The sequence below is a fragment of the Gordonia sp. N1V genome (assembly GCF_029269935.1).
Classification (GTDB): Bacteria; Actinomycetota; Actinomycetes; order Mycobacteriales; family Mycobacteriaceae; genus Gordonia; species Gordonia polyisoprenivorans.
Genome location: NZ_JARJDD010000030.1, coordinates 1 through 23,145 on the forward strand (window position 1 = coordinate 1; position 23,145 = coordinate 23,145).

Here is a 23,145-nt window from a genome sequence, read left to right on the forward strand (position 1 = left end):
AATCCACCAATACACTATCGAGTTCTCAAAGAACACACACCCACCAACACCACCCCACAGGGCGACCTTCGATGAGTTGTCGTTCAGGATTCGCCACCCAATCGCGGGCAACTCGTCCAGTGTGCCAGATCCTCGCGGTGTTCGCAACTCGCTGGTCGCGGCCGTTCGGTTCTGGCGACCCCGGGTCCTCGTCCTGGCACATGACTGTGCCCGGATCGATTTGTCTGGGGCGGTCAACGTCTACCCGGTTTCCTCTCCCCTACCGAACTCCTCTCGGAGCCCTCCGGGGCGGCGCCGCGGCGCGCTGACTTCGAATAAGTTACGCACCACGGCGCGAAGTTCCAAATCCGCTGGTCAGATGCCCGCCTGCGCAGCATGTGGTCATTCGGCACGGGTGGATGCATCGCCGATTCAGGACAGCTCAGACGGCACACGATCCGGTACGGACGTACCCGTCGTCCATCGGTGTGCACCTGCGATGCTGCGCTCAGGGGGGATTCGGACCGATCACCCCCGTCGGACAGACGACACGCAGAGCGGACAAGGAATCCCGTTGCGATTGGGTCGCAGTGGAGCTCGGCCGGCGTCCCACGCGATAGCGTATGTAGGACCAGCGTCCGGTTCGCCCGGATGCACTGGTCAACCGGGAGCACTGTCGCCTCGAGACCGCGGGCCGCTCTTGGTCATCATCCCGGCCGTGCGTACGCGCGACCGGACATCCACAGAGAGGTGGACACCATGCTCTGGACAATCATCAGCGCAATCGTCGTCGGTCTGATCGTCGGCGCACTCGCGCGACTGCTGATGCCGGGCAAGCAGGACATCGGCGTGATCATGACCATCGTGCTCGGCATCGTCGGGTCACTGGTCGGATCGTGGCTGACCTACCAGCTTGGCTACAACAACAGCAACGGCGGCTGGGAGGTCATCCCGTTCATCGTCGGCATCGTCGTGGCGATCGTGTTGATCGCCGGCTACCTGGCGATCCGCGGGCGTGCCGTGCGGCAATAGCTCCCAGAGACCAGTAGGCGTCCACAGCGCTGGACGTCCGACAACGCAGATGACCGCGTCCGGCCGAGGAGGCCGACGCGGTCATCTGTCTGTCCTGAGGTGTTTGACGTGGGCTTGTTGCCCCACGCACAACTACTTGAAGACGTCGAGCTTGCCGAACTTGTCGGCGAGCAGGTAGTACACCGCCAGGCGCGGATTGGACTTGCCGTCCTTCATGCCGGCCAGGACGTCGGCGATGGCCTTGTCGAGTTCGGCGTCACTCTGGGTGAGTCCGAGCTTCTTCTTCAGGAAGTTCTCGCGGACCGTCTTGAGTTCCGCGGGGTCACTGGCCGAGACCAGCGCGGCGTCGCGGTTACGCAGCGCGAGGGCGTAGGTCGACGCCATCTTGTCGATCACCGCGGTATCGGCGTTCGGTGCGTAAGCGAGAACGGTGTCACGTGCATCGGACATCGGGAGCCTCCATTGGTTGATGTCGGATTTCTTCACGGCCGTGGGTCACGTTACGCGCGTGAGCCTCCCCGGGAGGCCGACTCGAAATGAATTCTCACCTGCGTGCGTAGCATCGACGGTGATGCTGTACATCGGTACCTCCGGCTGGCAATACCGGGATTGGCGCGGACATTTCTATCCGCGTCGAATCCCGCAGCGAGAGTGGTTGGCATACTTCGCTTCCCAGCTCTGCACCGTCGAGGTAAACAACACCTTCTATCGACTGCCCGACAGGGCGACTTTCGAGTCGTGGCGCGGCCAGCTACCGACAGACTTCCGCATGGCGGTCAAGATGAGTCGCTATCTGACCCATGTCAAGCGACTCAAGGAGCCCGAGGAACCGGTCGAGCGTTTTCTCGATCGCGCAGCGGGTCTGGGCTCCCGGCTCGGACCGGTGCTGTTGCAGCTACCGCCGAACCTGCACGCCGAGCCGACGCAACTCTACGAGGTCCTGGGCCTCATCGGGAACCGAGCGCGCATCGTCGTCGAACCTCGCCACGACTCGTGGTGGTGCGACGAGGTTCGTGACGTGCTGGGCGAACACGACGCCGCGCTGTGCTGGGCGGATCGGCGCAGCAGCACTCTCACACCGCTCTGGGCGACAACCGATTTCGGGTATCTGCGCCTGCACGAAGGTCGGTCGTCGCGGTCGGTCGCCTACGGGCATGGCGCCATCGACTCCTGGCTGCGGCGAATCGCGGAGCACTTCGACGACTCCCACGACGTGTACGTGTACTTCAACAACGACACCGGCGGCGCGGCAGTCGACAACGCGCTGACCATGATCCGCCGCGCCCGGGCCGCCGGGATGTCGGTGGCGAGCCCGGCGCGGCGGTGAGTCCTTCGCTATTCCCTCAGCTGTCGCTACTCCCTCAGCTGTGCGCGGGGCTCACTTCGAGGAGGTGCGGCGCAAACGGGTGTTGACGAATTCGCCCATCCCCCATCGGCCGAGTTCACGCCCGAAGCCGGACCGCTTGACCCCGCCGAACGGCAGACCCGGCAGCGTCGTCCCGTGCTCGTTGACATAGGCCATGCCGACGTCGAGCCGGTCGGCGACCTGCGCGGCCTTCTCGAGATCGGTGCCCCAGACCGAACCGCTGAGCCCGAACTGCACGTCGTTGGCCAGGGTCACCGCCTCGTCCACCGACCGGTAGCGGTAGACCATCGCCACCGGGCCGAAGATCTCCTCGGAGTAGGCGTCCATATCCGGGGTGATGTCGGTGAGCACGGCGGGCTGCAGGAATGCACCGTCCCGATCGAGCGGAGTGCCCCCGGTGCGCAGCGTCGCGCCCTGGCTGACCGCGGTCTGCACTTGTTCGGCGACGGTATCGCGCGCCTCGACCGACGACAGCGGCCCGACACGGGTATCGGTATCGGTCGGATCACCGACCACCGCGTCGTCGAATGCCGTGACCAGCCCGTTGACGAAGTCGTCGTAGAGCGCATCGGGCACGATGAATCGCTTGGGCGAATTACATGCCTGTCCGGTATTCGACAGTCGCGCACGGGAGGCCACCTTGATGGTGCGGCCCAGGTCGGCGGTGTCGAGGAGGATGAACGGGTCTGATCCGCCGAGTTCGAGGACCGATTTCTTCAGGTTCTTCGCCGCCACCTCGGCCACCGCCGCACCGGCCTTCTCGCTCCCGGTCAGCGACACGCCGCGAACCGCGTTGTGCTCCAAGAGCTTCGCCACCTGATCGCTGTTGGCGTAGGCGTTGATGTAGGCGTCCTCGAGGACTCCCGCCTCGTGCAGGATCTCGGCCATGAGTGCCGACGAGGCCGCGCAGATCGATGCGTGCTTGAGGATGATGCTGTTGCCCAGCATCAGGTTCGGCGCAACGAAACGCGCCACCTGGTAGTAGGGATAGTTCCAGGGCATCACACCCACGAGCGGGCCTATCGGCTTGTGCTGCACCAAGGATTCGGCAGCACCCTGCGGATCCAGTGGTTCGTCGACGAGCAGGTCGGGGCCGTGCTCGGCGTACCAGCGGTAGATGTCGGCGGCGAGCTGCACCTCCCCGGCGGCTTCCTTGGTGACCTTGCCCATCTCGGTCGTGATGGCAGCGGCGAGCTCGTCGGACCGCTTCTCGTACAGATCCGCGGTGCGGGCCAACGCTTCTGCGCGTTCGGTGACGGGCACGTCGCGCCAGCGTTCGTATCCGCCGAGGCTGCGTCGGGCGAGTTCGTCGATCTGATCATCGGAGAGCATGGCGAACTCGCGTTCGGTGATTCCCGTTGTCGGGTTGGTCGTCACATATGCACTCATGACCCGACGCTACGCGCGCCAACCGCGACCCTGTGGGCGATATGTCCGCTTTGTGGTTGCCGTGGCCCGCAGGGGCCGGAGGGGCGCGCGTCGACGATGCACAGATTTCTCCGTGTCCACAGGTCGGGTGCCTCATCGGTCACCGGGGCGCGCAGCGGTCGGCACTCCGCCTACCGTGCGAAGCGAGCCGGCCGGAGTCGGCGCCGCCACCGATGAAGGGAAAGCGCATGTACGACAGCATCTTCGGGGAGTTCGAACGGCACGGCCACGTCGACACCCCGTCACCGCCGCCACCCGAGGCGGTCATCGACGGGGCGGAGCGGACAAGGAGCGCAGCGCATCTGCGGGCGCTGGTGATCGGGTCGCTGGAGGTCCTCGGGTCGCTCGACGAGGAGACCGGCCCGACATTCGAGTTCGATCCCGAGGGCGTGCTGACCATCCCCACCGAACCCTTGTCCCTCCGACTCGTGGTCAATCCGTCCGTGCCGGTGATCGAATTATTAACAACGCTCGCCGACGGTATTCGCCCCTCGAGCGCCGTAGCCGAACTGATCTGCCGCCCGCTGTCGAATCCGTTCGTGACCCTGACGCTGCACGAACAGACCGTCCGGGCACGATTGTCGCTGGAGTCCACGGTCTTCCACATCGAGAACTTCGAGTCTGCGCTGGGCAATTGGGCGGTTTTCCTGCGAGAGGAGGCACCTGCGTTGGCAGAGGCGCTCGCGGCGTACTCGACCCCGCACTCGGATCGGGTCGCGTCGGCCCCACCCATGCCCCGGGCCTCATGACAAAATGGTCGGTCATGGACCACCGGGCGTTGACGGCCTTACCGAAGGCCGAGTTGCACGTGCACATCGAGGGCACGCTCGAACCCGAGATGGTGTTCGCGCTCGCCCAACGTAACTCGGTGACACTGCCGTACGCCGACGTCGCCGCACTGCGAGCGGCACACGCGTTCACCGATCTGCCGCACTTTCTCGATCTGTACTACGCGTGCATGGCCGTGTTGCGAACCGAGCAGGACTTCGCCGACCTCGCGCAGGCCTACATACGCACAGCGGCGTCGCAGGGTGTGCGCCACGCCGAGGTCTTCTTCGATCCGCAGGCGCACATCGTGCGCGGGGTGCCGGTGGACGTCGTGGTCACCGGGTTGCGACGCGGCCTGGACGCCGGCGAGGCCGAAACCGGCCTGTACGCAGACCTCATCGCATGCTTCCTGCGCGACCGCCCGGTCCGGGAGGCGCACGAGACGCTCGACGCGCTCACCCCCCATCTCGGCTCGATCATCGGGGTGGGCCTCGACTCGGCCGAAGTGGGGTTCCCGCCCGGCCAGTTCGCTCCGGTCTTCGACCGCGCCCGCGAGGCCGGACTGCATGTGGTCGCACACGCCGGGGAGGAAGGACCTCCGGACTACATCTGGGAGGCCCTGGACACTCTCGGCATCGAACGGGTCGATCACGGCATCCGCGCCCTGGAGAGTCCCGAACTCGTTCGGCGCCTGTGCGCCGATCGCATGCCGTTGACCGCCTGCCCGCTGTCGAACGTGCGCTTGCGATGCGTGCCGACACTTGCCGAGCATCCGCTGCCGCGAATGCTGGCCGAAGGTCTGACCGTCACCATCAATTCCGACGATCCGGCGTATTTCGGCGGGTATGCCGGAGATACGTTCATCGCAATCGCCGATGCATTGGATCTCTTGAGCGCCGATCTGATCACCCTGGCTCGCAACTCTTTTGCCGCCTCGTTCATCAGCGAGGAGGACCGGAATCGCTGGTCGGACGAGCTGGCGGACCCGCCGGCCTGACGCGTCCTACCCTGGAGATCATGCGAGTTGTGATCTACGGGGCGGGCGCGATCGGTGGGGTCATCGGCGCACACCTGCATGCGAACCGAACCCCGACGACGTTGGTCGCGCGGGGTGCGCATCTGGCGGCGATGCGCGAGCACGGACTCGTCCTCGACACCGCCGAGGGCCGTCAGGTACATCGGATTCCGTTGGCAGCCAACGCCGGTGAGATCGAATGGACCGACGACACCATGGTGTTGCTGTGCGTCAAGAGTCAGCAGAGTGCCGACGCCCTCGACGACCTTCGGGCGCATGCGCCTGCGGACACACCGATCGCGTCGGCGCAGAACGGGGTCGCCAACGAGCCGGCGATTCTGCGTCGGTTCGCCCGGACGTACTCGGTGTGCGTGATGCTGCCGGCGTTGCACCTCGAACCGGGCGTGGTGGTGCAGGGGTCTGCGGCGCGTCCCGGCATCCTCGATGTGGGCCGCTTTCCGGCCGGCACCGATGAGGTGACCGAGCAGATGACGGAGCGTTTTCGTGCGGCCGGATTCCCCTCCGAACCCCGCGCGCAGATCATGGCGTGGAAATACCGCAAGCTGATCATGAACCTCGTGAACGGGATCGACGCCTGCTACCGCAATGACGTTGCAGCACATCGGGAATTGGTGACACGCGCACGCGCCGAGGGCGAGGCGGCACTCGCTGCAGCGAGGATCGAAACGGTAAGCGTCGAGACCGATCGCGAGCGCCGCGCCGACCACATCGTGCGCCGCGACACCGGGGAGGACAGCTACGGAAGCTCGACCTGGCAGAGCATCGCGCGTGGTGCCAGCAACGTCGAAATCGATTACCTGGCAGGAGAAATCGTCCTGTTGGGACGTCTGCACGGTGTGGCAACCCCGGTCAACGAACTCGTACAGGCGGCCACGACGCGCCTGGCTCGTGAACGCCTTCCGGCCGGGAGCCTGGATCCGGTGGAGGCGTTGGCGGGGCTACTCCCAGGCTAAGCTTCGGACTGAGCCGTGCCCGACGACGAGTGCAGGTGATCGGACTCGTTGACCGCCAGGATCTCCCGATATCCGTCGGGCTCGGCAAGCACCCGGGTGACCAAGGTGTAGTTCGTTTGGACGAACATCCAGCCGCGCGAGTCCGAGCACATGGGTGAGGTAGGCGTTGATGACCCCGCCGTGGCACACGACGGCCACTCTGAATTGCGCTGCCGACGCCGAGATCACCCCCTCGATACCCGGCTGGTCTCGGGCACCGTCGACCACGGGAACGGCATCGCGCTCGAACCCGAGGACATCGACGACGGCTACCTCCTGGCGTGTCAGGCAACGCCTCGCTCGGCCGAGGTGGAGATCGAGATCGAGTAATCGGCGTCAGCCGTTGTAGGCCCAGACCGACACCCAATCGACCTGCAGGTGCCCGGAGCTGGTGCCGTTGCCGTTGGTCTCGGCCTGCAGTTGCCAGCGCATTGGGCCCGAGGGCACCCAGGCGGTGGTGTCGAGGACGACGGTGTTGTCGAGCAGGTAGCGGATGCGGCCGGGACTCCATTCCATGGTGTAGGTGTGCCAGCTGGTGAACGTGGCCCCTATGTCGGTGGCGACGGCCTGACAGCTGACGCACGAACCGAGGCCGGAGTAGTGGTGATAGCCCTTGGCGGTGCCCGCGAGGGAACCCTCGGGGAAGTCGAATTCACCGCCGGCGGGCCATTGTTCGGACTGCGGCCAGAGCAGGAAGGCCACATAGTATTCGGACAGTCCCGGACGGTCGACGCGCATTCGCACCGAATAACGCCCGTAGGTCTGGTATTGGCTCGATCCGGTGATCAGCGGCGACGGATTCGCACCGGCGGGTTTTCCATCGACCTGATGGAGAAAGAAATCGAGCATGCCGCCGTCGACCGAGAGCACCGCGTCGGGGCGATAGGGCCGTTTCTGATACGTGTCGAGATAGCACTGGGGATAGGTGCGCCATTTCTGGCCCTGCGAGCCGGTGTAGACGATCTTGTCGGGCTCGCACGAATTGGCCCACGAGCCGAGTGCCGCGTTCTTGGTGAACTCGTCGGCGAAGATGTGGCGCCATCCGGCGAGGTCCACGGTGGGGGCCGCCTGGCCGGACGGGCTGGTCACCGCGGCGGGAGCGCTCGTCGTGGTGGTGGGTGGCGTGGTCGTGGGTGGCGTGGTCGTGGCAGGAGTGGTTGTGGTGGGTGTTGCCGCGGCCGAGGCCAGCGTCCATCGTTGTGCCGTCGTCCCAGCACAGGTCCGCAGCGAGACGGCGCCGTTTGCGGCGGTCAGGCAGTAGCTGCCGTAGTTGGGGCGTAGCGAGTCGTTGGCGCCTTGACCCCAGACCTGGGCCGGCGAGGTCGTGCAGGTCGCGATCTCGAGGTTGCGGCCGTTGGCGATGACCGCCCCGACCGGTTGCAAGCAGAAGCCCTGCACGCGAGCCCGGCCGTCGGCGCCGACCGTCCACTGCTGATTGATCCCGTCGTGGCATTCGTACAGCAGTACCCGGTTGCCGGAACGGGCCGCGGCATCGGAGTTGTCCAGGCATTGGCCGTTCAGCACGGATTTGACCGCGAATGTCGAATCGGCGGCCGATGCGGGTCCGTTGGCGAGCACCATTCCCGCAATGCCGAGAATGCTGCAGACAACAACGCACACCGCTTTTCGCACTGGCCCGCTCCTGATTCCTTGTTTCATACCTGATGATTATTTGGCATTGCTGCCGTGGGAATGATTGCATTTGGGAAAACAGTACGAAACCGACAGAATGCGCGAGCGGGCCCGGCGACGCGTGTGTCGTGCTGCGGGTGGGCCGAGACGGTGTCGGCGAGAGCCCGTCGGACCCATGCCCTACCGTGGTGGCGTGACTGGGGCACGTCAGCCGCTCCGTGCGGGACAGATCATCGTCGGCGACACCGGGTATCGCTACCGGATCGACGGGCTCCTCGACGGCGGCGGCTTCGGCCACGTCTATCGCGCATCACGGCTGGCGTCGTCGAGCGATCGGGTGACGCGCAAGGTCTGCGTCAAGGTGTGTGCGAGCGCCGCGGACTGGCACGGTGAGGCGCACATGGGGCATCTGCTCGCCGGCCGGCGGGAGGTGGTCGCGCTGCTCGACGCCTTCGCCTTCGGTTCCGGTCCCGGCCGCATGACGCGCTATGTCATCGTCACCGAGTGGATGCGCGAGGGTACGGTCGGCGATCTCGTGGCCGACGGCGTGTGGGCGGGATGGCGTCCGGCACGGGTCCGTCGTGAGATCCGCGGCCTGCTCGGTCTGATCACCGTGATGCACGCGGCCGGCGTCACCCACCGCGACATCAAGCCCGACAACGTCTTCCTGCGCGACGGCCGGCTGGCCCTCGGAGACTTCGGGATCGCCAAACATGCACTGACACCCCGGCATTCACCACTGGACGCCTACACACCGGCATACATGCCCGCCGATGTCGACGACTACCGTCACTGGGCGACGTGGTTCGACATCTATCAGCTCGGCCTGCTCACCTGCACCCTGTTGACCGGGGCGGACTGGACCAACGACGACATCTCCCGCATCCGCGACCTCGACGCGCCCGAGGATCTCAAGTGCTGGATCTGGCACGCGACCGCGGCCAAGGGCACCCGCTACGTCGACGGCACACAGGCTCTGCGCGCGCTGACCGATCTCCACAAGGTCGACATGAGTCCGGCACGCGGGCCGGCACGACTGGCCGGACACCGCGTGGTGATCACCGGCCGGTTCAGCACCGGCACCCAACAGGAACTGACCACGCTCATCGAGGAATCCGGGGCGGCGGTGCAGTCGATGGTCGGCGACGACACCACCGTCCTCGTGCGCGCCCATCAGATCGACCGCGGCCTCGGGGCGCACGAGGGCCGCAAGCTGTTTGCCGCGCGGGAACGCAAACGGCGCGGCCAGGCACTGCACGTGATCGACGAGGACCGTCTGTGTCGGCTGATCGGGCTGACTCCCGTCTGAGTCCCCTGTGGGGTCCTGTAACGCGGGGCGGTGTCGCGCCGATCACACCGGCACCGGACTGTGTCGGGCCGTGCTGAAACAGTGGGTGTCGCGGTGGCGACGAGTCGTCGACATCGCGGTACAGCGACGGTGTGCGCCCGGGTCCTACGAATGGGGGGATCCTCGTGCGCGATGCGGCACTCGGTGGTGGGGATCCGTAACCTCGCAAGCAGATCATGATGCAAGCCCGGTCATGATGCAGCCGGTCAGAATTGGTCGGGCCGTAGAGGAGCCGGATCGCCGAACGTGGGCCAGCAGAGGGTTTCAGCCGGATGAGAGGTGTGCCATGGGCGCAGACGACATGCGTGGGGACGTCGACTTCGACACGGCCGTCAACGAGGCCTGGGCCCGGTACCGGCACCTGCTCGCCGCTCTTCTGTCCGACCTCGACGACGGGCAGGAACTCATCGTCGAACAGAACCTGGAGATCCCCGAGGGTTCCCACGGGGTGCTGAGCTTCTCTGCCTGCGAGGACCGCATCGTGTGCACGATCGTCGAGGGCGATCTGCATCCGCATCCCGACGTGCTGCGAGAGAACATCGCCGATCTCGAACTGCTCGGCTGGGATCGCGACGATGGTGACGGATCGTTCACCTCCGAGGCCGACCGCGCGCAGGTCGATGCTCTCGCCGCGCTGGCCACCACCACACTGATCGAGATCTGGGGAGTCGGGCATCCGGCCTTCCTCACCGGGGATGTGCCGGACCGGCACGAGCCGGCGCTCGAGGTGATCGCCCTACCCGCACGGCACAGTGACCTGCGGGCGATGGTGCTCGAGGCGCTCGAAACGATGTCGGGGCATCCGGTGCTGGTCGACGACGACGGTGACATTCCGTTGCCGACCGGTGAGGTCAAGTCGTGGCTGCGGATCCTGCCCGCGCGCCCGACCTTGGAGTTCTTCGGCACTGTCGTCGACCACGTCACGGATCTGCCTGCGGCCTACCGCTTCGTGGCGACCGAGACGCTGCCCTACACCGGGATCAAACTCGTCGTGCACGACACCTGCATCGTCGCCGTGCTGACGGTGGAGGCCACGGCGTTCTCACGACACAACGTCGCGGCCGGCATCGGCCAGTGGTTGCAGTTCGTCGAGGAGGTGCGCCCGGAGATCGTCGCGGCACTCACCCACGACGCCTGCGGGCCGGATCTCTGAGGCCCGTCTCGACCTACCGCGCCCACTGCAGCGTGTCGGCCCACCTGAGTGCCGCGGTCTCGGAGTATGCGCCGAGTCCGTGCTGATCGTTGTAGGTCTGATAGTCGATGCGGGCGCCGCTGGCGCGAGCACGGTCGACCCACGCCGACGTCAGCGGGGCCGGCGCGACCACGTCGAGCGTGCCCTGCTGGATGAGCATCGGAGCGCGGTAGCCGGCGTCGGGGACGGCAGAGAGCTCATGCACCACGCCGATCAGCGGCCCCTCGGCCAGTGGTTTGGTCACCATCTGGCCGACGTTGTACTGCCGCGTCGAGGGACTGAACTCCGGATAGCACTGTGTCGCAGCATCTTCGACGAGTTCCTTACCCAGCGGCGTGAGGTAGGAGTCGACGTCGACGTCGGGTCGCGCGGCCTTCACACCGGCGAGCACGTAGGAGACGTAGGTGACGTAGTCGGGAATCGAGACGGGCGGGACGCCTGGTGCGACGACCTTCAACAGTTGCGAGGTGTCGACGGGCACCGAGCTGGCGGCAACCCCCACGTTGTGGAGTTCGGGTGCGTAGGTGGGTGCGAGATGTCCGGCCCAAACCGCGCTCTGGCCGCCCTGGGAGCCGCCGGAGGTGAGATAGTCGGTGCCGGCTCGGGTATCGGAGTACTGGGCGACGACGGTCCGCGCGGCGCGTACCGAGTCGATCACGTTCTTGCCCTGCATCTCTCCGTCGGCGTAGGGATGCACGCCCGGTCCGCCGACACCCGCGTACTCGGTGGCGGTGATGACGTAGCCGTCGTCGAGCCAGGGGCCCATCCAGTCGTGCCAGCGTTCCTTGCCGTCGACGCGGACGCCCATCCGGTCGGTGACCGTGCAGCCGTCGCCGAGTCCGGCGGTTCCGTGCGCCCACGCAAAGATGCGGTAATCACCGCCGTGCGGGTTCTTCTCGGGGATGGAGACGGTGCCGCGGACGGGGATCAGCTCACCCTGGGCGTTCTCCGACAGGTAGGTCATGGCGATCACCTGCCGGGCGCCGGTCATGCGGGCGTCCTTCTGATCGGTGATGTCGGTGGAACTGATCACCGTGCCCGCGCCGGCCTTGGACGTGAGACTCGGCGCCGCCTGTGCAGTTGGTGACCCGGGCAGGGGCGACCACAACAGGGCGACCACTCCGATCAGTAGTGCACCCAGCACCAGTCCTCGTCGACGCACTGCAGCAGTCCCCTCTTCCTCTTCGCTCGCGGGCCGCGGCCCGCAGCACACCGGACTTCCCCAATGTCGGTTAGCTTAACCTAAGCGGCCGCGGGTCCGGTCGGGCGGGATGGACCAGAGCAGGTTGTTGCAGATGAGAGCGTCTCCACGGCCGATCGGGGTGACTGCGCCCCCTCGATCCGGCACCCTGGTCGTGTGCCGGACGACCTGCTGATCGCGCGCAATCCCGAGGAGGGCACGTCGCTGCCCTACCTCGTGCGTTTGCCCCTGGGCGCGGACGGGATCGTGTTGAAGACCCGGGAGACGTGGCCGCGCACCACCAAGGTGTATTGCCAGCGCGTCGCCGAGTGGCCGGACGACCCCGAGATCGTCGAATGCCTGGCGGTGCGTTCGATCAGCCGGCGCGGCGCGGCCATCGACCTGGTGCTCGAACGCGGACGGGAGAACCGCTCGCAGTTCGTGCTCACCCGCGCCCGCGGGCGCGAGATGGTGTTCTGGCAGTCGCGACGCACCGCCAAACAGGCTCGACCGAACGTGACGGTCCCCAAGGCGCGGGCGCACGGTCGCGTGGTCGACATCGTCGTCGACACCCGAGAACGCTACGGCTACAAGTTCTCTGCGCAGCAGGCGCAGACCAGCAAGCGGGGCCTGCCGGTCGGCGACTACGCGGTCTTCGACGGCGACGACCTGGTGGCCACCGCCGAACGCAAGAGCATCGAGGACCTCGCGTCGAGCCTGTTGTCGGGCAAGATGACCTACCTGCTGGCCGATCTCGCCGCACAGCCGCGCGGCGCGGTGATCGTCGACTCCGGGTACTCGAAGATCTTCAAACTCGAACACGCCCCGACCTCCTCGGTGGCCGACGCCGTCGCCGAGGCGCAGGCCCGGTTCCCGACGGTGCCGATCGTGTTCTGCGAAACGCGTGCACTCGCACAGGAGTGGTTGTACCGCTGGTTCGGTGCCTGCCTGGCCGAGTGGGATCTCGACCGGGCGGGAAAGAGTTCGCCGACGCAGCTCAGTGGTGGGGACGTGAGCGCGTCGACGTCGATCGAATGAATCTCGGTCGGACATTTGCCGCAAAGCGGTTCGATTGATCGCCGCGCGCCGCACCCGCGACTAGATTCGCAACGGATCACGTCCGCTTCTGCACCCGAAGTGGTCGCAAACCGTTGCTGCGCAACCGTCATCGCGTAGATTGACTGCCAGCCACGATGGCCCGACGCCGCGCGGCTCGCACGATCGAGGGGGAAATGGTGAACACTCCGAACCCGCCCTACGGGCAACCCGGCCCGTACGGGCAACAGCAGCCGGGCCAACCCCGGTACGGGCAACCCCACTACGGGCAGCCGCCTGGCCCGGGTCAACCGTCGTACGGCCAGCAGCCCCAGTATCGACAGCCGCCCGGCCCGGGGTACGGCGCGCCCCCGGCGGGCCCACCCCAGTACGGTGCTCCCCCATCTGCTCCGCCCCCATCTGCTCCGCCCCCGTCTGCTCCATCCCAGTACGGCCGGCCGCCGGCGCCGCAACCCCCGAATCCGGCTCCACTGCAGAAGAATCCGGCTCCGGGCGCCTATCATCCGGGCGGTGGGCAGGGCGCGCCGCCGGTGCAGGCGGGTCAGCAGCAGGGTGTCGCCATCGACGCGAAGTTCTTCCCCCTGATGTGGTTGCTGTTCTTCATCAAGCCGAAGATCGTCGTCGACGGCCACGAGCTTCCCGGCACGTGGGGCCGCAACGAGATCCCGCTGCCGCCGGGACAGCATCACGTGCACGTCCACGTTCCGTACTTCCTGCCCCCGCGGATCGGGCCCGCCGATTTCCCGGTGCTCGTGCAGCCCGGACAGGGCGTCGAGCTGGAGTATCGCGCGCCGGTGTGGGCGTACTCCCGCGGTTCGCTCGGCCCTGCGCCGCAGCAGTACAACGGCGTTGGTCTGGCGATCGCGATCTCGGTCATCCCGATCGTGCTGATTGTGCTCATCGTCATCCTGAACGTGGCGATCGCCACGAGTTGATCGTGCCCGCAGACACACGCGAACAACCCCGCCCGGCGTCGGTGGGCGGGGTTGTTCGTGTCGCGCACGGCTCAGCGCGCAGAGCGCTGTCTCACTGCCACACCCAGAGCCACCGACGCGAACGCGGGTCGTAGCGACGGACGCGGCGGCGACGCTGGACCGGGGCGGGGTTGTTGTTGCGACGGGGTTCGGCCATGATCGGCTCCTCTTTCGTTGACACTTCCGAGATCCGCTGTGTGCGTTTCTCTCTGACGTGTTCCACGATGCACGGCCAGGCTTGACGCACGATGCCCGTCGGCTTGGGGGTTGCTGTCTCCCATGAAATGTGGCGTGGGTCACCATGATCCGGGTGGTTGCGAGCACAGTGCGCGAATCTTGACGACATCTTGGCGCCGGTATCCCTGTTGCCGCGCCGCAGAGCCGGGTAGACCGAAGAGGTGAGCTTGTTCGAGCTGCTGCCCTCTCTGAAAGGCGTTCTGGTGTCCCGATCTTTCGATCCCACGCTCTGGCCGGTCCCCATTCACTCGTCGGGGAACGATCTCTTCATCGGTGAGACCGACCTGCGCGCCGAATCACTGCGTCACACAACGGGATTCTTCGTCGACGCCGCAGGCGAGCCGCGCTGCCCGTCGACCGATGAGTGCGGTGCTGTAACACACTCGGTTCTGGTCACCAGGATCATCGCGGCGCACGTCACGGGTGGACGGGCGGTGGTGCGTGTCGATGCGGCGTTACCGCTGACCACCGCGATCGCCGATGTGGCGTTCGTCGGTGTCGGTCTGGCCGGAGCCACCATGGCCGACATCACCGTCGTCGACACCGCCGGGCATCGACGAACGGTGCATGCCGAGTTGCCGGCCGGCGTCATCGCCACCGGGACGCTGGTGATCGCATTGCGTCCGGTCGCCGACCGGGCCGCCGTCGTCGCCCGATAGCCGATAGACGGTCGCCGTCCGACGGGGACCGCCCTCAGACCGCCGAATCCGGGAACGCGATGACCGACAGAAAGCGGATCGGCAGTTCGATGAGCGCGACCGGCCCGTGGGGGGCCTCACCGTCGAGTTGCATGGAATCACCGGGCGCGAGGCGGTACACGCTGCGCCCGTGCGCGTAGTCCATGACGCCGTCGAGCATGTAGAGGAACTCGGTGCCGGGGTGCTGGAACAGCGGCTGGGTGATCGAGTCCTCGTTGAGCGTCACGAGTAGGCATTCGAGACGTTTGTGCTCACCGCGCAACGACCCGAGTAGCTCGTACTCGTGGCCCTCCTTGGACCCCGATCGCACGATCCGCGAACCCTCCCCCGCCTTGACGTACACCGCCGATCGCTCGACGTCGGCGCCCCGGAACAGCGAGGTCACGGCGACGTCGAAGGCTGTCGCCAGCCGCGCGAGAGTGCTGAGACTGCACGAGGTCTGGGCGTTCTCGATCTTCGAGAGCATCGCCTTGGAGATGCCGACGCGTAACGCCATGTCGCCGACGGTGAGACCCTGCTGCTGACGCAGGCGCCGGACGTTGGCGGCAATCGCGGTCTCGAGCTCGAGTTCCTCGACGGACTGATCGGTGGGCCGGTCACGGGCGATGCCGGACTGGTTACGAATCAGCGGATCGTCACCGACTCCTGCCGGTTGCACCGCCACTGCCTGATCGATCCCCGTCGATTCGTCGGACTCCGCCACCGGGCCAGCATATCGGGAGACGTCGTCCACTGTGGGGAACCGTGGCAGCTCGGCGATGAGTCCCGACCGCCGGTCCTCGGGCAGCTCGGCGACGCGGACTCCGCCGTTCAGGGCGCACATGGTGTACCCCGCACGACAGGTCTCACCGCATCTCCCCCGCGCCCACGTAGGGGAAGCGGGTCTTGAGCAGGTCGCCCTCGGCGAACCGGGACAACCGGAAGTCCGACTCCGGGATACGCGGGTCGTTGCTGTGACCATCGACGACGAGGTCGGCGACGAGCCGCCCGACGGCCGGCGAGATCTTGAAACCGTGCCCGCTGAAGCCCGCGGCGATCACCAATCCCTCGAGCGGACCGGTGGAGATGATCGGATTCCAGTCCGGGGTCACGTCGTAACACCCGGCGTAACTACTGGTGATGGCCGCGTCGGTGAACTGCGGGAAGCGGGTACCGACCTTGTCGACGGTCAGATCCAGGAACGCCTCGTCGGCACGATTGAGGTAGTTGTCGGGGTCGGCGATCTCCAGCTCGGCGAGATCGCTGTTGCCGAACAGGATCTCACCGCGGACATCGGGCCGCACGTATTGCAGTGAGACGAGGTCGGAGAACACCGGCACCTTGCCGAGTTCCATTCCGGGGTGGATCATCACGATCTGCTCGCGGTGGACCTCGATGGGGACATCGATGCCGTGGGCTGCGAGGAACGGGCGCGTCCAGGCGCCGGTCGCGACGACGACGGTCTCGGCCGAGATCGTCGATCCGTCAACCAGTCTCACGCCGGTGACGGCGTCGCCGTCGACGATGAGACCGGCAACCGGCGTGCTCTGGCGGATGCGGATTCCACCGGAACGCGCCGATGCGGCGAAGGCCTGCGCGGTCTGATACGCATCGCCGTACCCGCCGCGTTCCTCCCAGCCGAACGCCGCGAACGGCTCGAGATCGGCGGCCGGCCACATCGCGGCGACCTCGTCGACCCCGATCTCCTCGGTCTGCACACCGACCTCACGTTGCGCGGCAAGGCTTTTGCGGAGATTGCCCACATTGGCCTCACCGACTCCGACGACGTAGCCGGTCTGCCGGAACCCGATGTCGGTGCCGAAGATCTCCTCGGCCTTCTCGAACACCTCGAGCCCGACGGCTGCCATCGCCGCCAGCGAACTGACGCCGTAGTGGCAGCGGACGATGCCCGATGACTTGCCCGTCATACCCGCGCCCACGGTATCGCGTTCGCAGACAACCACATCGGTGACGCCACGTTGCGCGAGCGCCCAGGCGGTGGCCGCGCCCTCAAGGCCGCCACCGATGATGACGATGGATGCGGTCTCGGTACTCACAACGCCGCCCCTGCTCCGGGAATCCAGCTGGTGCCGGCCAGCGGGACGCGCGCCATCGCTGCGGCCTCGATCGAGATCGCCACCAGGTCTTCGGGTTCGAGGTGCTGCAGGTGTGCCTTGCCGCAGGCGCGGGCGATGGTCTGGGCTTCCATCGTCGTCACCCGCAGGAAGTTGGCCAGGCGCTTTCCGCCGACGATCGGATCGAACCGGGCGGACAGTTCGGGATCCTGGGTGCTGATGCCGGCCGGGTCGCGGCCGTCCTGGAAGTCGTCGTAGAAGCCGGCCGCCGAGCCGATCTTCTCGTACTCGTCGGCATACCGCGGATCGTTGTCGCCCAGGGCGATCAGCGCGGCGGTGCCGATGGCGACGGCGTCGGCACCGAGCGCCATGGCCTTGGCCACGTCGGCACCGTTACGAATCCCACCGGAGACGATGAGTTGGACCTCGCGATGCACACCGAGCTCCTGAAGTGCCTGCACGGCTTGCGGAATCGCGGCGAGTGTCGGGATGCCGACGTGCTCGATGAACACTTCCTGCGTGGCTGCGGTACCGCCCTGCATGCCGTCGACGACCACCACGTCGGCACCGGAGTGCACGGCGAGCTTGACGTCGTAGTAGGTGCGGGTCGCACCGACCTTGACGTAGATCGGCTTCTCCCAGTCGGTGATCTCACGCAGCTCGTTGATCTTGATGGCGAGATCGTCGGGGCCGGTCCAGTCGGGGTGGCGGCAGGCGCTGCGCTGATCGATACCCTCCGGCAGGGTGCGCATGTGAGCGACCCGCTCGGAGATCTTCTGCCCCAGCAGCATTCCTCCGCCGCCGGGCTTGGCGCCCTGGCCGAGGACGATCTCGATGGCGTCGGCCTTGCGCAGGTCGTCGGGGTTCATGCCGTAACGCGACGGCAGGTACTGGTAGACCAGGTTCTTCGACTGCCCCCGCTCCTCCGGTGTCATTCCGCCGTCGCCGGTGGTGGTGGACGTGCCGACCTCCGACGCACCACGCCCGAGTGCCTCCTTGGCGCCGGCCGACAGCGCACCGAAGCTCATGCCCGCGATCGTGACCGGGGTGTCGAGGTGCAAGGGGTACTTGGCATTTCGGCTGCCGAGCACGACGTCGGTGTCGCAGCGCTCGCGATAGCCCTCCAGGGGGTACCGCGACATCGACGCGCCCAGGAAGAGCAGGTCGTCGAAGTGCGGCAGCTTGCGCTTGGCGCCCCACCCACGGATGTCGTAGACGCCGGTGTCGGCGGCACGCTGGATGGCGGCGATGGTGGTGCGGTCGAAGGTCGCGGATTCGCGTAGACCGCGCTGTTCGTTGCTGAGGTTCATGATGTCTCCGGGTGCGGCGCTGGGTCGTCGGACGAGGGGCCGAGGGGTGGGTTCGCCGGGGGTCAGTACGCCGACGTGTTGTCGACGTGGAAGTGGTAGAGCTCGCGGGCCGATCCGTATCGCGAGTACTCGGTCGGGTCGTCGTCCTTGAAGCCCGCGGCCTTGAGCAGGCCGGCGAGCTCGTCGAGGTGCTCGGCGCGCATGGGTTTGGCGATGCAGTCGGCGCCGAGGGAGGCGACCTCACCGCGAACGTAGAGACGGGTCTCGTAGATCGAGTCACCCAGGCCTGCACCGGCGTTGCCGCGGATCACCATGCGGCCCGCCTGGGCCATGAAAGCGCTGTTGTGACCGACGTTTCCGCCGACGACGATGTCGATACCCTTCATCGAGATCCCGCAGCGCGCGGCGGCGTCGCCCTCGATGACGAGCAGGCCGCCGTGTGCGGTGGCACCGGCCGACTGGGAGGCGTTGCCCTTGACGACGACGGTGCCGCTCATCATGTTCTCGGCGACACCGGTGCCGGCGTTGCCGTTGATGGTGATCTCGGCCTGCTGGTTCATGCCGGCGGCGTAATAGCCGACGTGACCGTTGACGGTGATCTTCACCGGGGCGTTGACCCCGGCGGCGACGCTGTGCGCACCGGCCGGTGAGTTGATCTCGATCTCTCCGGCGATCTCCCCGTGCAGCACCGAATTGACTTCGCGCAGCGAGGTTTCGGACAGATCGAAGACGGTGCGATCGGTGTTCAGCGGGTCCATGCGTAGACCACCTCCGGTTCTGGTTCCCAGATTCGTGCGTTCTCCACGCCCGGCAGGTGCGCCAGGGCTCGGTATTCACTGGCCATCGCCACCCAGTCGTCGGTCTCGGCGATCACGGCGGGTTTGCAGGCGATGGCGTCGCGGACCACCGCGAACGAGTCGCGGTTGGACACGACGAGGGTGTAGAAGCCGTCGAAGGTGGCACAGACCTCTTTGAGTGCGGTCTCGACGTCCTTGCCCTGCGCGAGCTGGTGGGCGACGAAGCGTGCGCCGACCTCGGTGTCATTCTCGGAATCGAATTCAACGCCCTCCGCGCACAATTCGCGGCGGATGGTGGCGTGGTTGGAGAACGATCCGTTGTGCACCAGGCACTGTTCGGGTCCGACGGCGTACGGGTGTGCTCCGGCCGGGGTCACCGCGGACTCGGTCGCCATGCGGGTGTGCCCGACGCCCTGCCAGCCCTGTGCGGCGGCCAGGCCCCACTGGTCGGTCAGATCACGGGGTGCGCCAACACCTTTGAGGACGGTCAGGTCGCTACCGAAACCGGCGACGAGGGCGCCGGGGTAGGTGGTGCGGGCGGCGCCGAGCAGCTCCTCGGCGGGTACGGGCGCCGACAGCACGAGGGTGGTGTCGACATACTGGGCGACGACCGGACTGCCGAGTGCCTCGGTGACGGCAGCCTGGGCGTCGTCGGCGGCGACGTCGATCTCGAGAAGGGAGACGCAGGCGTGGTCGGCGGGCACCCAGCTGGGGTTGCCGTAGACGGCGATGCCCGCCGAATCGGCGCCGCGGTCCTGCATTTCACCGAGCATGCCGGTGAGCAGTTCCCCGAGGCGGGGATACAGATCGGGGTTGCGTAGATGCAACCCGACGATTCCGCACATGGTGTGGGCCTTTCGTGGTTCTGGGGTGGACGGATCAGGGATGTGAACCGGGTGTGTGGTCAGAAAGCGGTGAGATACTGATCGACCTCCCACGGGGAGACGGCCGAGTGCCAGGCGAAGAATTCTTCGCGCTTGAGCTTGCTGAAGTAGTCCGAGACCGATTGCTTGTCGGCGGGCCACTCCTCGGTCATCGCGGCGTCGAGGGTGCCGGCCACGACCGGGTCTGCCTCGAGCGCGTCGACCGCGTGCAGCAGTGTCAGCGGCAGGGTGCCGACGTGCTCGGGGCAGGTGCCCAGGGCGCCCGGATCGAGGCTGCGCTTGATGCCGTCGAGGCCGGCGCCCAGCGCGGCGGCGATCGCGAGGTACGGGTTGGCCGATCCGTCGCCGCCGCGCAGCTCGACACGCTGGTCGTCGGGGATGCGGATGTAGTGGGTGCGGTCGTTGCCGCCGTAGGTGGGCACGCGCGGTGCCCAGGAGGCGCCCGAGCGGGTGGCGGTGGCGCCGGTCCGCTTGTAGGAGTTGACCGTCGGAGCCATCACCGACTGCAGCGCGCAGGCGTGCTCGAGGACGCCTGCGACGAATCCGTAGGCGGTGGGCGAGATGCCGAGCCCGCGGTCGTCGCCGAACTCTGCGGGGAAGACCGGCTGGCCGTTGGAAGTCAACGAAAGGTGCAGGTGCAGGCCACTTCCGGTGCGCTCGGCGAACGGCTTGGGCATGAAGGTGGCCACCATGCCGCGTTCGGCGGCGATCGTGGAGAGCAGATAGCGCAGGGTGATGACGCGGTCGGCGGTGGTGAGCGCGTCGGAGTAGGCGAAGTTCTGCTCGAACTGGCCGTTGCCGTCCTCGTGGTCGTTGGCGTAGTTGCTCCAGCCCAGTTGATTCATCGCGGTGGACACTGCGGTGAGGTGCTCGTACATCCGGGTCAGACCGCGGACGTCGTAGCAGGGCTGATCGGAGTCGTCGGCGTCGTCGGCGGTCACGAGCGAACCGTCGGCGGCGCGCTTGAGCAGGAAGTACTCGACCTCTGCGCCCACCCACGGCTCGAAGCCGGCGTCCTCGGCCTGGGCGATGAGGGCCCGCAGGATGTTGCGTGGGGCGAACGGCCACGGCTTGCCCTCGACGTGCGGGTCGCAGTGCACGATCGCCAGCCCTTCCTTGATGAAGGGGATCGGCAGGAACGACGAGGTGTCGGGGATGGCCATGAGGTCGGGGTCGCGCGGCTCCTGCCCGATCGCACCGACCGCGTAGCCGGCGAAACCCACACCGTCGGTGGCGAGTTCGTCGACGGCCTCGACGGGAACGAGCTTGGCGCAGGGCTTGCCGCGCAAGTCGACGAACATGGCGAGGATGAACTTGGTCCCCGACTTCGCGCAGAGTTCGGCGAGATCGTTGGTGGTGTCAGTCATGGCAGGGCTCCGGTGGTTGTGTTGGCTCTAGTATGTCCACTCCGATGAACTTTTGTCTACCTGTAGTAGACCCTTGTTGTGTTGCGATCACGTTTCGGGGCTGTGAGGTGCAGGTATCGGGTTGGGTGGGTCGTCGCCGGTGGGCGCGATGTGCCCGCTGGAGGCCGCACCGCCCTACCCCTCCGCCACCCCACCCGATGGTCGAGGTGTGACGACCGGTGGCCGCACCACCTACTCCTCCGCCACCCCACCCGGTGGTCGAGGTGTGACGAGCCCCCTGGGGCGAGGAGCCTCGAGACCCCCGCAGATGACGCTGGAACCCGAAACCAGCACCGGTGCAAGGGGACTCGAGGCTCGGCCATCGGTCAAATGGGGCCGGCCATCGAGGGAAGTGCACGACCATCGATCAAAATGGCACCGGGGGCGCACCACGGTGTGATGCGCCCCCGGTGTCGTGCACAGCGATCAGGTGCCGACGGGCTGAGCGGTCTCGGAGAGCCCGTTCTCCACGCTCTGGGTGGCCAGTGCCGGCGACATACCCGAGAGGCCACCGTGACCGACGCCGGCCGCGGGGATCTCGTAGGCGGTCTCGGCGTGGATCGAGGAGTCGAGTCCCTGGGTCTCGGTCTCGGCGTCGACGCGCAGGCCGATCGTCTTGTCGAGGGCCTTGGCGATCAGCCAGGTCATCACGAAGGAGAAGGTGCAGGTGATGACGATGCCGGCGAGTTCGCGCCACAGGATGTCGATCGGTCCACCGAACAGGAGACCGGTGACACCGGCCGGGGCACTGCCCGCGGCGAACAGCACGATGCACAGGGTGCCGACGATGCCGCCGATTCCGTGGACGATGAATGCGTCGAGACTGTCATCGACCTTGAACTTGGGCTTGAAGCTCAGGAAGAACGCGACGACACCCGCGGCGAGGATGCCGACCATCAGTGCGCCGATCGGCGTCACGGTGTTGGCCGACGGGGTGATGCCGACGAGCCCGGCGATCGCGCCGGTGATCGAACCCAGAGCGGTGACATGACCTTCCCGCCACTTCTCGATCGCCCAGAAGCCGAGCATGCCGGCACCGCCGGCGAGCAGGGTGTTGAGGACGACGAACTGGGTGACGAAATTGGCCCCGCCGGCGCAACTTCCGTTGAATCCGAACCAGCCGAACCAGAGGATGCCGCCACCGAGGAGCACGATGGGCACGTTGTGCGGCCGCTCGGCACGGCGACGCCGGGCACCGAGGACCAATGCCAGGGCGAGCGCGGCCACACCGGAGTTCATGTGCACCGCCGTACCACCGGCGAAGTCGTGGATGTGGATCTTGTTGAGCAGGAAGCCTCCTGCGCCCTCGTCGGAGTCGGCGGCGAACACCCAGTGCGCGACCGGGAAGTACACCAGGGTCAGCCAGATCGGAACGAACACCAGCCACGCGCTGAACTTCATCCGACCGGCCGCACCACTGGCCACGATCGCCACGGTGATGGCGGCGAACAGAATGAACCACGCCGCGATGTAGAGCACCTGGATACCGCCGGACTGATCGTCGGTGAGGTGCTCACCGAGCCCGAGGTAGTGCACGGGATTGCCGATGATCCCCCAGCCGTGGATCGACGGCCCGGACACCAGGCCATAACCGTAGAGAACATAGATGACACAGGTGATTCCGAGGGTGGCGAACACCATTGACATCATGTTCAGGACGTTGCGTCCGCCGAGCATGCCCCCGTAGTAGAGACCCAGGCCGGGGATCATGAGTACCAGAAAGGCGAATGCGGCCAGCATCCATGACAGATCCGCGTGTGCGGCAACTACTTCCAT

22 protein-coding genes and 1 pseudogene are annotated in these 23,145 nt (G+C 66.7%); 11 read left to right on the forward strand and 12 right to left on the reverse strand.

What is annotated here, in order from left to right; genetic code table 11:
* Positions 1–738 precede the first annotated feature (738 nt).
* Positions 739–1,011 (forward strand): GlsB/YeaQ/YmgE family stress response membrane protein, encoded by a 273-nt coding sequence (locus P3L18_RS25525; protein ID WP_006368925.1) that lies wholly within the window; start codon positions 739–741, stop codon positions 1,009–1,011.
* Positions 1,012–1,143: 132 nt separating this feature from the next.
* Here the strand turns inward: P3L18_RS25525 and P3L18_RS25530 are convergent, their stop codons facing one another.
* The gene (locus P3L18_RS25530) at positions 1,144–1,461 is read right to left on the reverse strand and encodes a DUF2853 family protein (protein ID WP_014358214.1); all 318 of its coding nucleotides are present in this window, start codon (positions 1,459–1,461) and stop codon (positions 1,144–1,146) included.
* A gap of 121 nt (positions 1,462–1,582) precedes the next feature.
* Here P3L18_RS25530 and P3L18_RS25535 point away from each other — a divergent pair, with 121 nt between their 5' ends.
* Entirely contained in the window at positions 1,583–2,338 is a 756-nt protein-coding gene (locus P3L18_RS25535; RefSeq protein WP_276115693.1) for a DUF72 domain-containing protein, read from the forward strand.
* Positions 2,339–2,389: 51 nt separating this feature from the next.
* Here the strand turns inward: P3L18_RS25535 and P3L18_RS25540 are convergent, their stop codons facing one another.
* On the reverse strand, positions 2,390–3,766 hold the full coding sequence (locus P3L18_RS25540) for an NAD-dependent succinate-semialdehyde dehydrogenase (RefSeq protein WP_276115694.1): 1,377 nt from the start codon (positions 3,764–3,766) through the stop codon (positions 2,390–2,392).
* A 227-nt stretch (positions 3,767–3,993) separates the two neighbouring features.
* On the opposite strand from P3L18_RS25540, the gene P3L18_RS25545 reads away from it, so the two are divergent.
* From P3L18_RS25545 to P3L18_RS25555, 3 genes are read left to right on the forward strand one after another with little or no spacing between them, the layout of a single operon-like run.
* Positions 3,994–4,554, forward strand: coding sequence for a hypothetical protein (locus P3L18_RS25545; protein ID WP_276115695.1), 561 nt, complete (start codon positions 3,994–3,996; stop codon positions 4,552–4,554).
* A gap of 14 nt (positions 4,555–4,568) precedes the next feature.
* Positions 4,569–5,570: an adenosine deaminase gene (locus tag P3L18_RS25550; RefSeq protein ID WP_079931939.1), complete on the forward strand. Its 1,002-nt coding sequence runs from the start codon at positions 4,569–4,571 to the stop codon at positions 5,568–5,570.
* Positions 5,571–5,590: 20 nt separating this feature from the next.
* A complete protein-coding gene (locus P3L18_RS25555; protein WP_276115696.1) occupies positions 5,591–6,562 on the forward strand; it encodes a 2-dehydropantoate 2-reductase in 972 nt (323 codons plus the stop codon).
* Here P3L18_RS25555 and P3L18_RS25560 read toward each other — a convergent pair.
* The gene (locus P3L18_RS25560; RefSeq protein ID WP_276115698.1) at positions 6,559–6,690 is read right to left on the reverse strand and encodes a hypothetical protein; all 132 of its coding nucleotides are present in this window, start codon (positions 6,688–6,690) and stop codon (positions 6,559–6,561) included. The two genes, P3L18_RS25555 and P3L18_RS25560, sit on opposite strands and share 4 nt — an antisense overlap.
* 112 nt (positions 6,691–6,802) lie before the next feature.
* On the opposite strand from P3L18_RS25560, the pseudogene P3L18_RS25565 reads away from it, so the two are divergent.
* Positions 6,803–6,931: pseudogene (locus tag P3L18_RS25565) on the forward strand (3-ketosteroid-9-alpha-hydroxylase); the annotation flags it as partial.
* Between the two features lie 6 nt (positions 6,932–6,937).
* On the opposite strand, the gene P3L18_RS25570 reads toward P3L18_RS25565, so the two are convergent.
* Positions 6,938–8,233: a ricin-type beta-trefoil lectin domain protein gene (locus tag P3L18_RS25570; RefSeq protein ID WP_276115699.1), complete on the reverse strand. Its 1,296-nt coding sequence runs from the start codon at positions 8,231–8,233 to the stop codon at positions 6,938–6,940.
* 193 nt (positions 8,234–8,426) lie between these two features.
* Here P3L18_RS25570 and P3L18_RS25575 point away from each other — a divergent pair, with 193 nt between their 5' ends.
* Both P3L18_RS25575 and P3L18_RS25580 read left to right on the forward strand, forming a co-directional pair.
* Positions 8,427–9,542 carry a protein kinase gene (locus tag P3L18_RS25575; protein WP_276115701.1) on the forward strand — a complete coding sequence of 372 codons (1,116 nt, stop codon included), beginning with the start codon at positions 8,427–8,429 and terminating at the stop codon, positions 9,540–9,542.
* A 325-nt stretch (positions 9,543–9,867) separates the two neighbouring features.
* On the forward strand, positions 9,868–10,734 hold the full coding sequence (locus P3L18_RS25580; RefSeq protein WP_276115702.1) for a hypothetical protein: 867 nt from the start codon (positions 9,868–9,870) through the stop codon (positions 10,732–10,734).
* Positions 10,735–10,747: 13 nt separating this feature from the next.
* Here the strand turns inward: P3L18_RS25580 and P3L18_RS25585 are convergent, their stop codons facing one another.
* Positions 10,748–11,935, reverse strand: a complete 1,188-nt coding sequence (locus tag P3L18_RS25585; protein WP_276115704.1) for a lipase family protein — start codon at positions 11,933–11,935, stop codon at positions 10,748–10,750.
* 195 nt (positions 11,936–12,130) lie between these two features.
* Here P3L18_RS25585 and P3L18_RS25590 point away from each other — a divergent pair, with 195 nt between their 5' ends.
* The 3 genes from P3L18_RS25590 to P3L18_RS25600 all read left to right on the forward strand — a co-directional run bounded on the left by P3L18_RS25590 (position 12,131) and on the right by P3L18_RS25600 (position 14,879).
* Positions 12,131–12,991, forward strand: coding sequence for an ERCC4 domain-containing protein (locus tag P3L18_RS25590; protein WP_006368894.1), 861 nt, complete (start codon positions 12,131–12,133; stop codon positions 12,989–12,991).
* Positions 12,992–13,539: 548 nt separating this feature from the next.
* On the forward strand, positions 13,540–13,944 hold the full coding sequence (locus P3L18_RS25595) for a hypothetical protein (RefSeq protein WP_014358175.1): 405 nt from the start codon (positions 13,540–13,542) through the stop codon (positions 13,942–13,944).
* A 443-nt stretch (positions 13,945–14,387) separates the two neighbouring features.
* Positions 14,388–14,879, forward strand: a complete 492-nt coding sequence (locus tag P3L18_RS25600; protein ID WP_079931948.1) for a hypothetical protein — start codon at positions 14,388–14,390, stop codon at positions 14,877–14,879.
* A gap of 34 nt (positions 14,880–14,913) precedes the next feature.
* On the opposite strand, the gene P3L18_RS25605 is transcribed toward P3L18_RS25600, so the two are convergent.
* From P3L18_RS25605 to P3L18_RS25635, 7 genes are all read right to left on the reverse strand, one after another.
* Positions 14,914–15,741: a helix-turn-helix domain-containing protein gene (locus P3L18_RS25605; RefSeq protein ID WP_006368890.1), complete on the reverse strand. Its 828-nt coding sequence runs from the start codon at positions 15,739–15,741 to the stop codon at positions 14,914–14,916.
* A 22-nt stretch (positions 15,742–15,763) separates the two neighbouring features.
* On the reverse strand, positions 15,764–16,954 hold the full coding sequence (locus P3L18_RS25610) for an FAD-binding oxidoreductase (RefSeq protein WP_006368889.1): 1,191 nt from the start codon (positions 16,952–16,954) through the stop codon (positions 15,764–15,766).
* Positions 16,951–18,282 carry an FMN-binding glutamate synthase family protein gene (locus tag P3L18_RS25615; protein ID WP_276115705.1) on the reverse strand — a complete coding sequence of 444 codons (1,332 nt, stop codon included), beginning with the start codon at positions 18,280–18,282 and terminating at the stop codon, positions 16,951–16,953. Before P3L18_RS25615 ends, P3L18_RS25610 begins: the two co-directional genes overlap by 4 nt.
* Positions 18,283–18,344: 62 nt before the next feature.
* Positions 18,345–19,040: a protein glxC gene (locus tag P3L18_RS25620; protein WP_079931949.1), complete on the reverse strand. Its 696-nt coding sequence runs from the start codon at positions 19,038–19,040 to the stop codon at positions 18,345–18,347.
* Positions 19,028–19,924, reverse strand: coding sequence for a glutamine amidotransferase (locus P3L18_RS25625; protein WP_079931950.1), 897 nt, complete (start codon positions 19,922–19,924; stop codon positions 19,028–19,030). Before P3L18_RS25625 ends, P3L18_RS25620 begins: the two co-directional genes overlap by 13 nt.
* A gap of 59 nt (positions 19,925–19,983) precedes the next feature.
* The gene (glnT, locus tag P3L18_RS25630) at positions 19,984–21,330 is read right to left on the reverse strand and encodes a type III glutamate--ammonia ligase (RefSeq protein ID WP_020172891.1); all 1,347 of its coding nucleotides are present in this window, start codon (positions 21,328–21,330) and stop codon (positions 19,984–19,986) included.
* A gap of 465 nt (positions 21,331–21,795) precedes the next feature.
* On the reverse strand, positions 21,796–23,145 hold the full coding sequence (locus tag P3L18_RS25635) for an ammonium transporter (protein WP_079931952.1): 1,350 nt from the start codon (positions 23,143–23,145) through the stop codon (positions 21,796–21,798).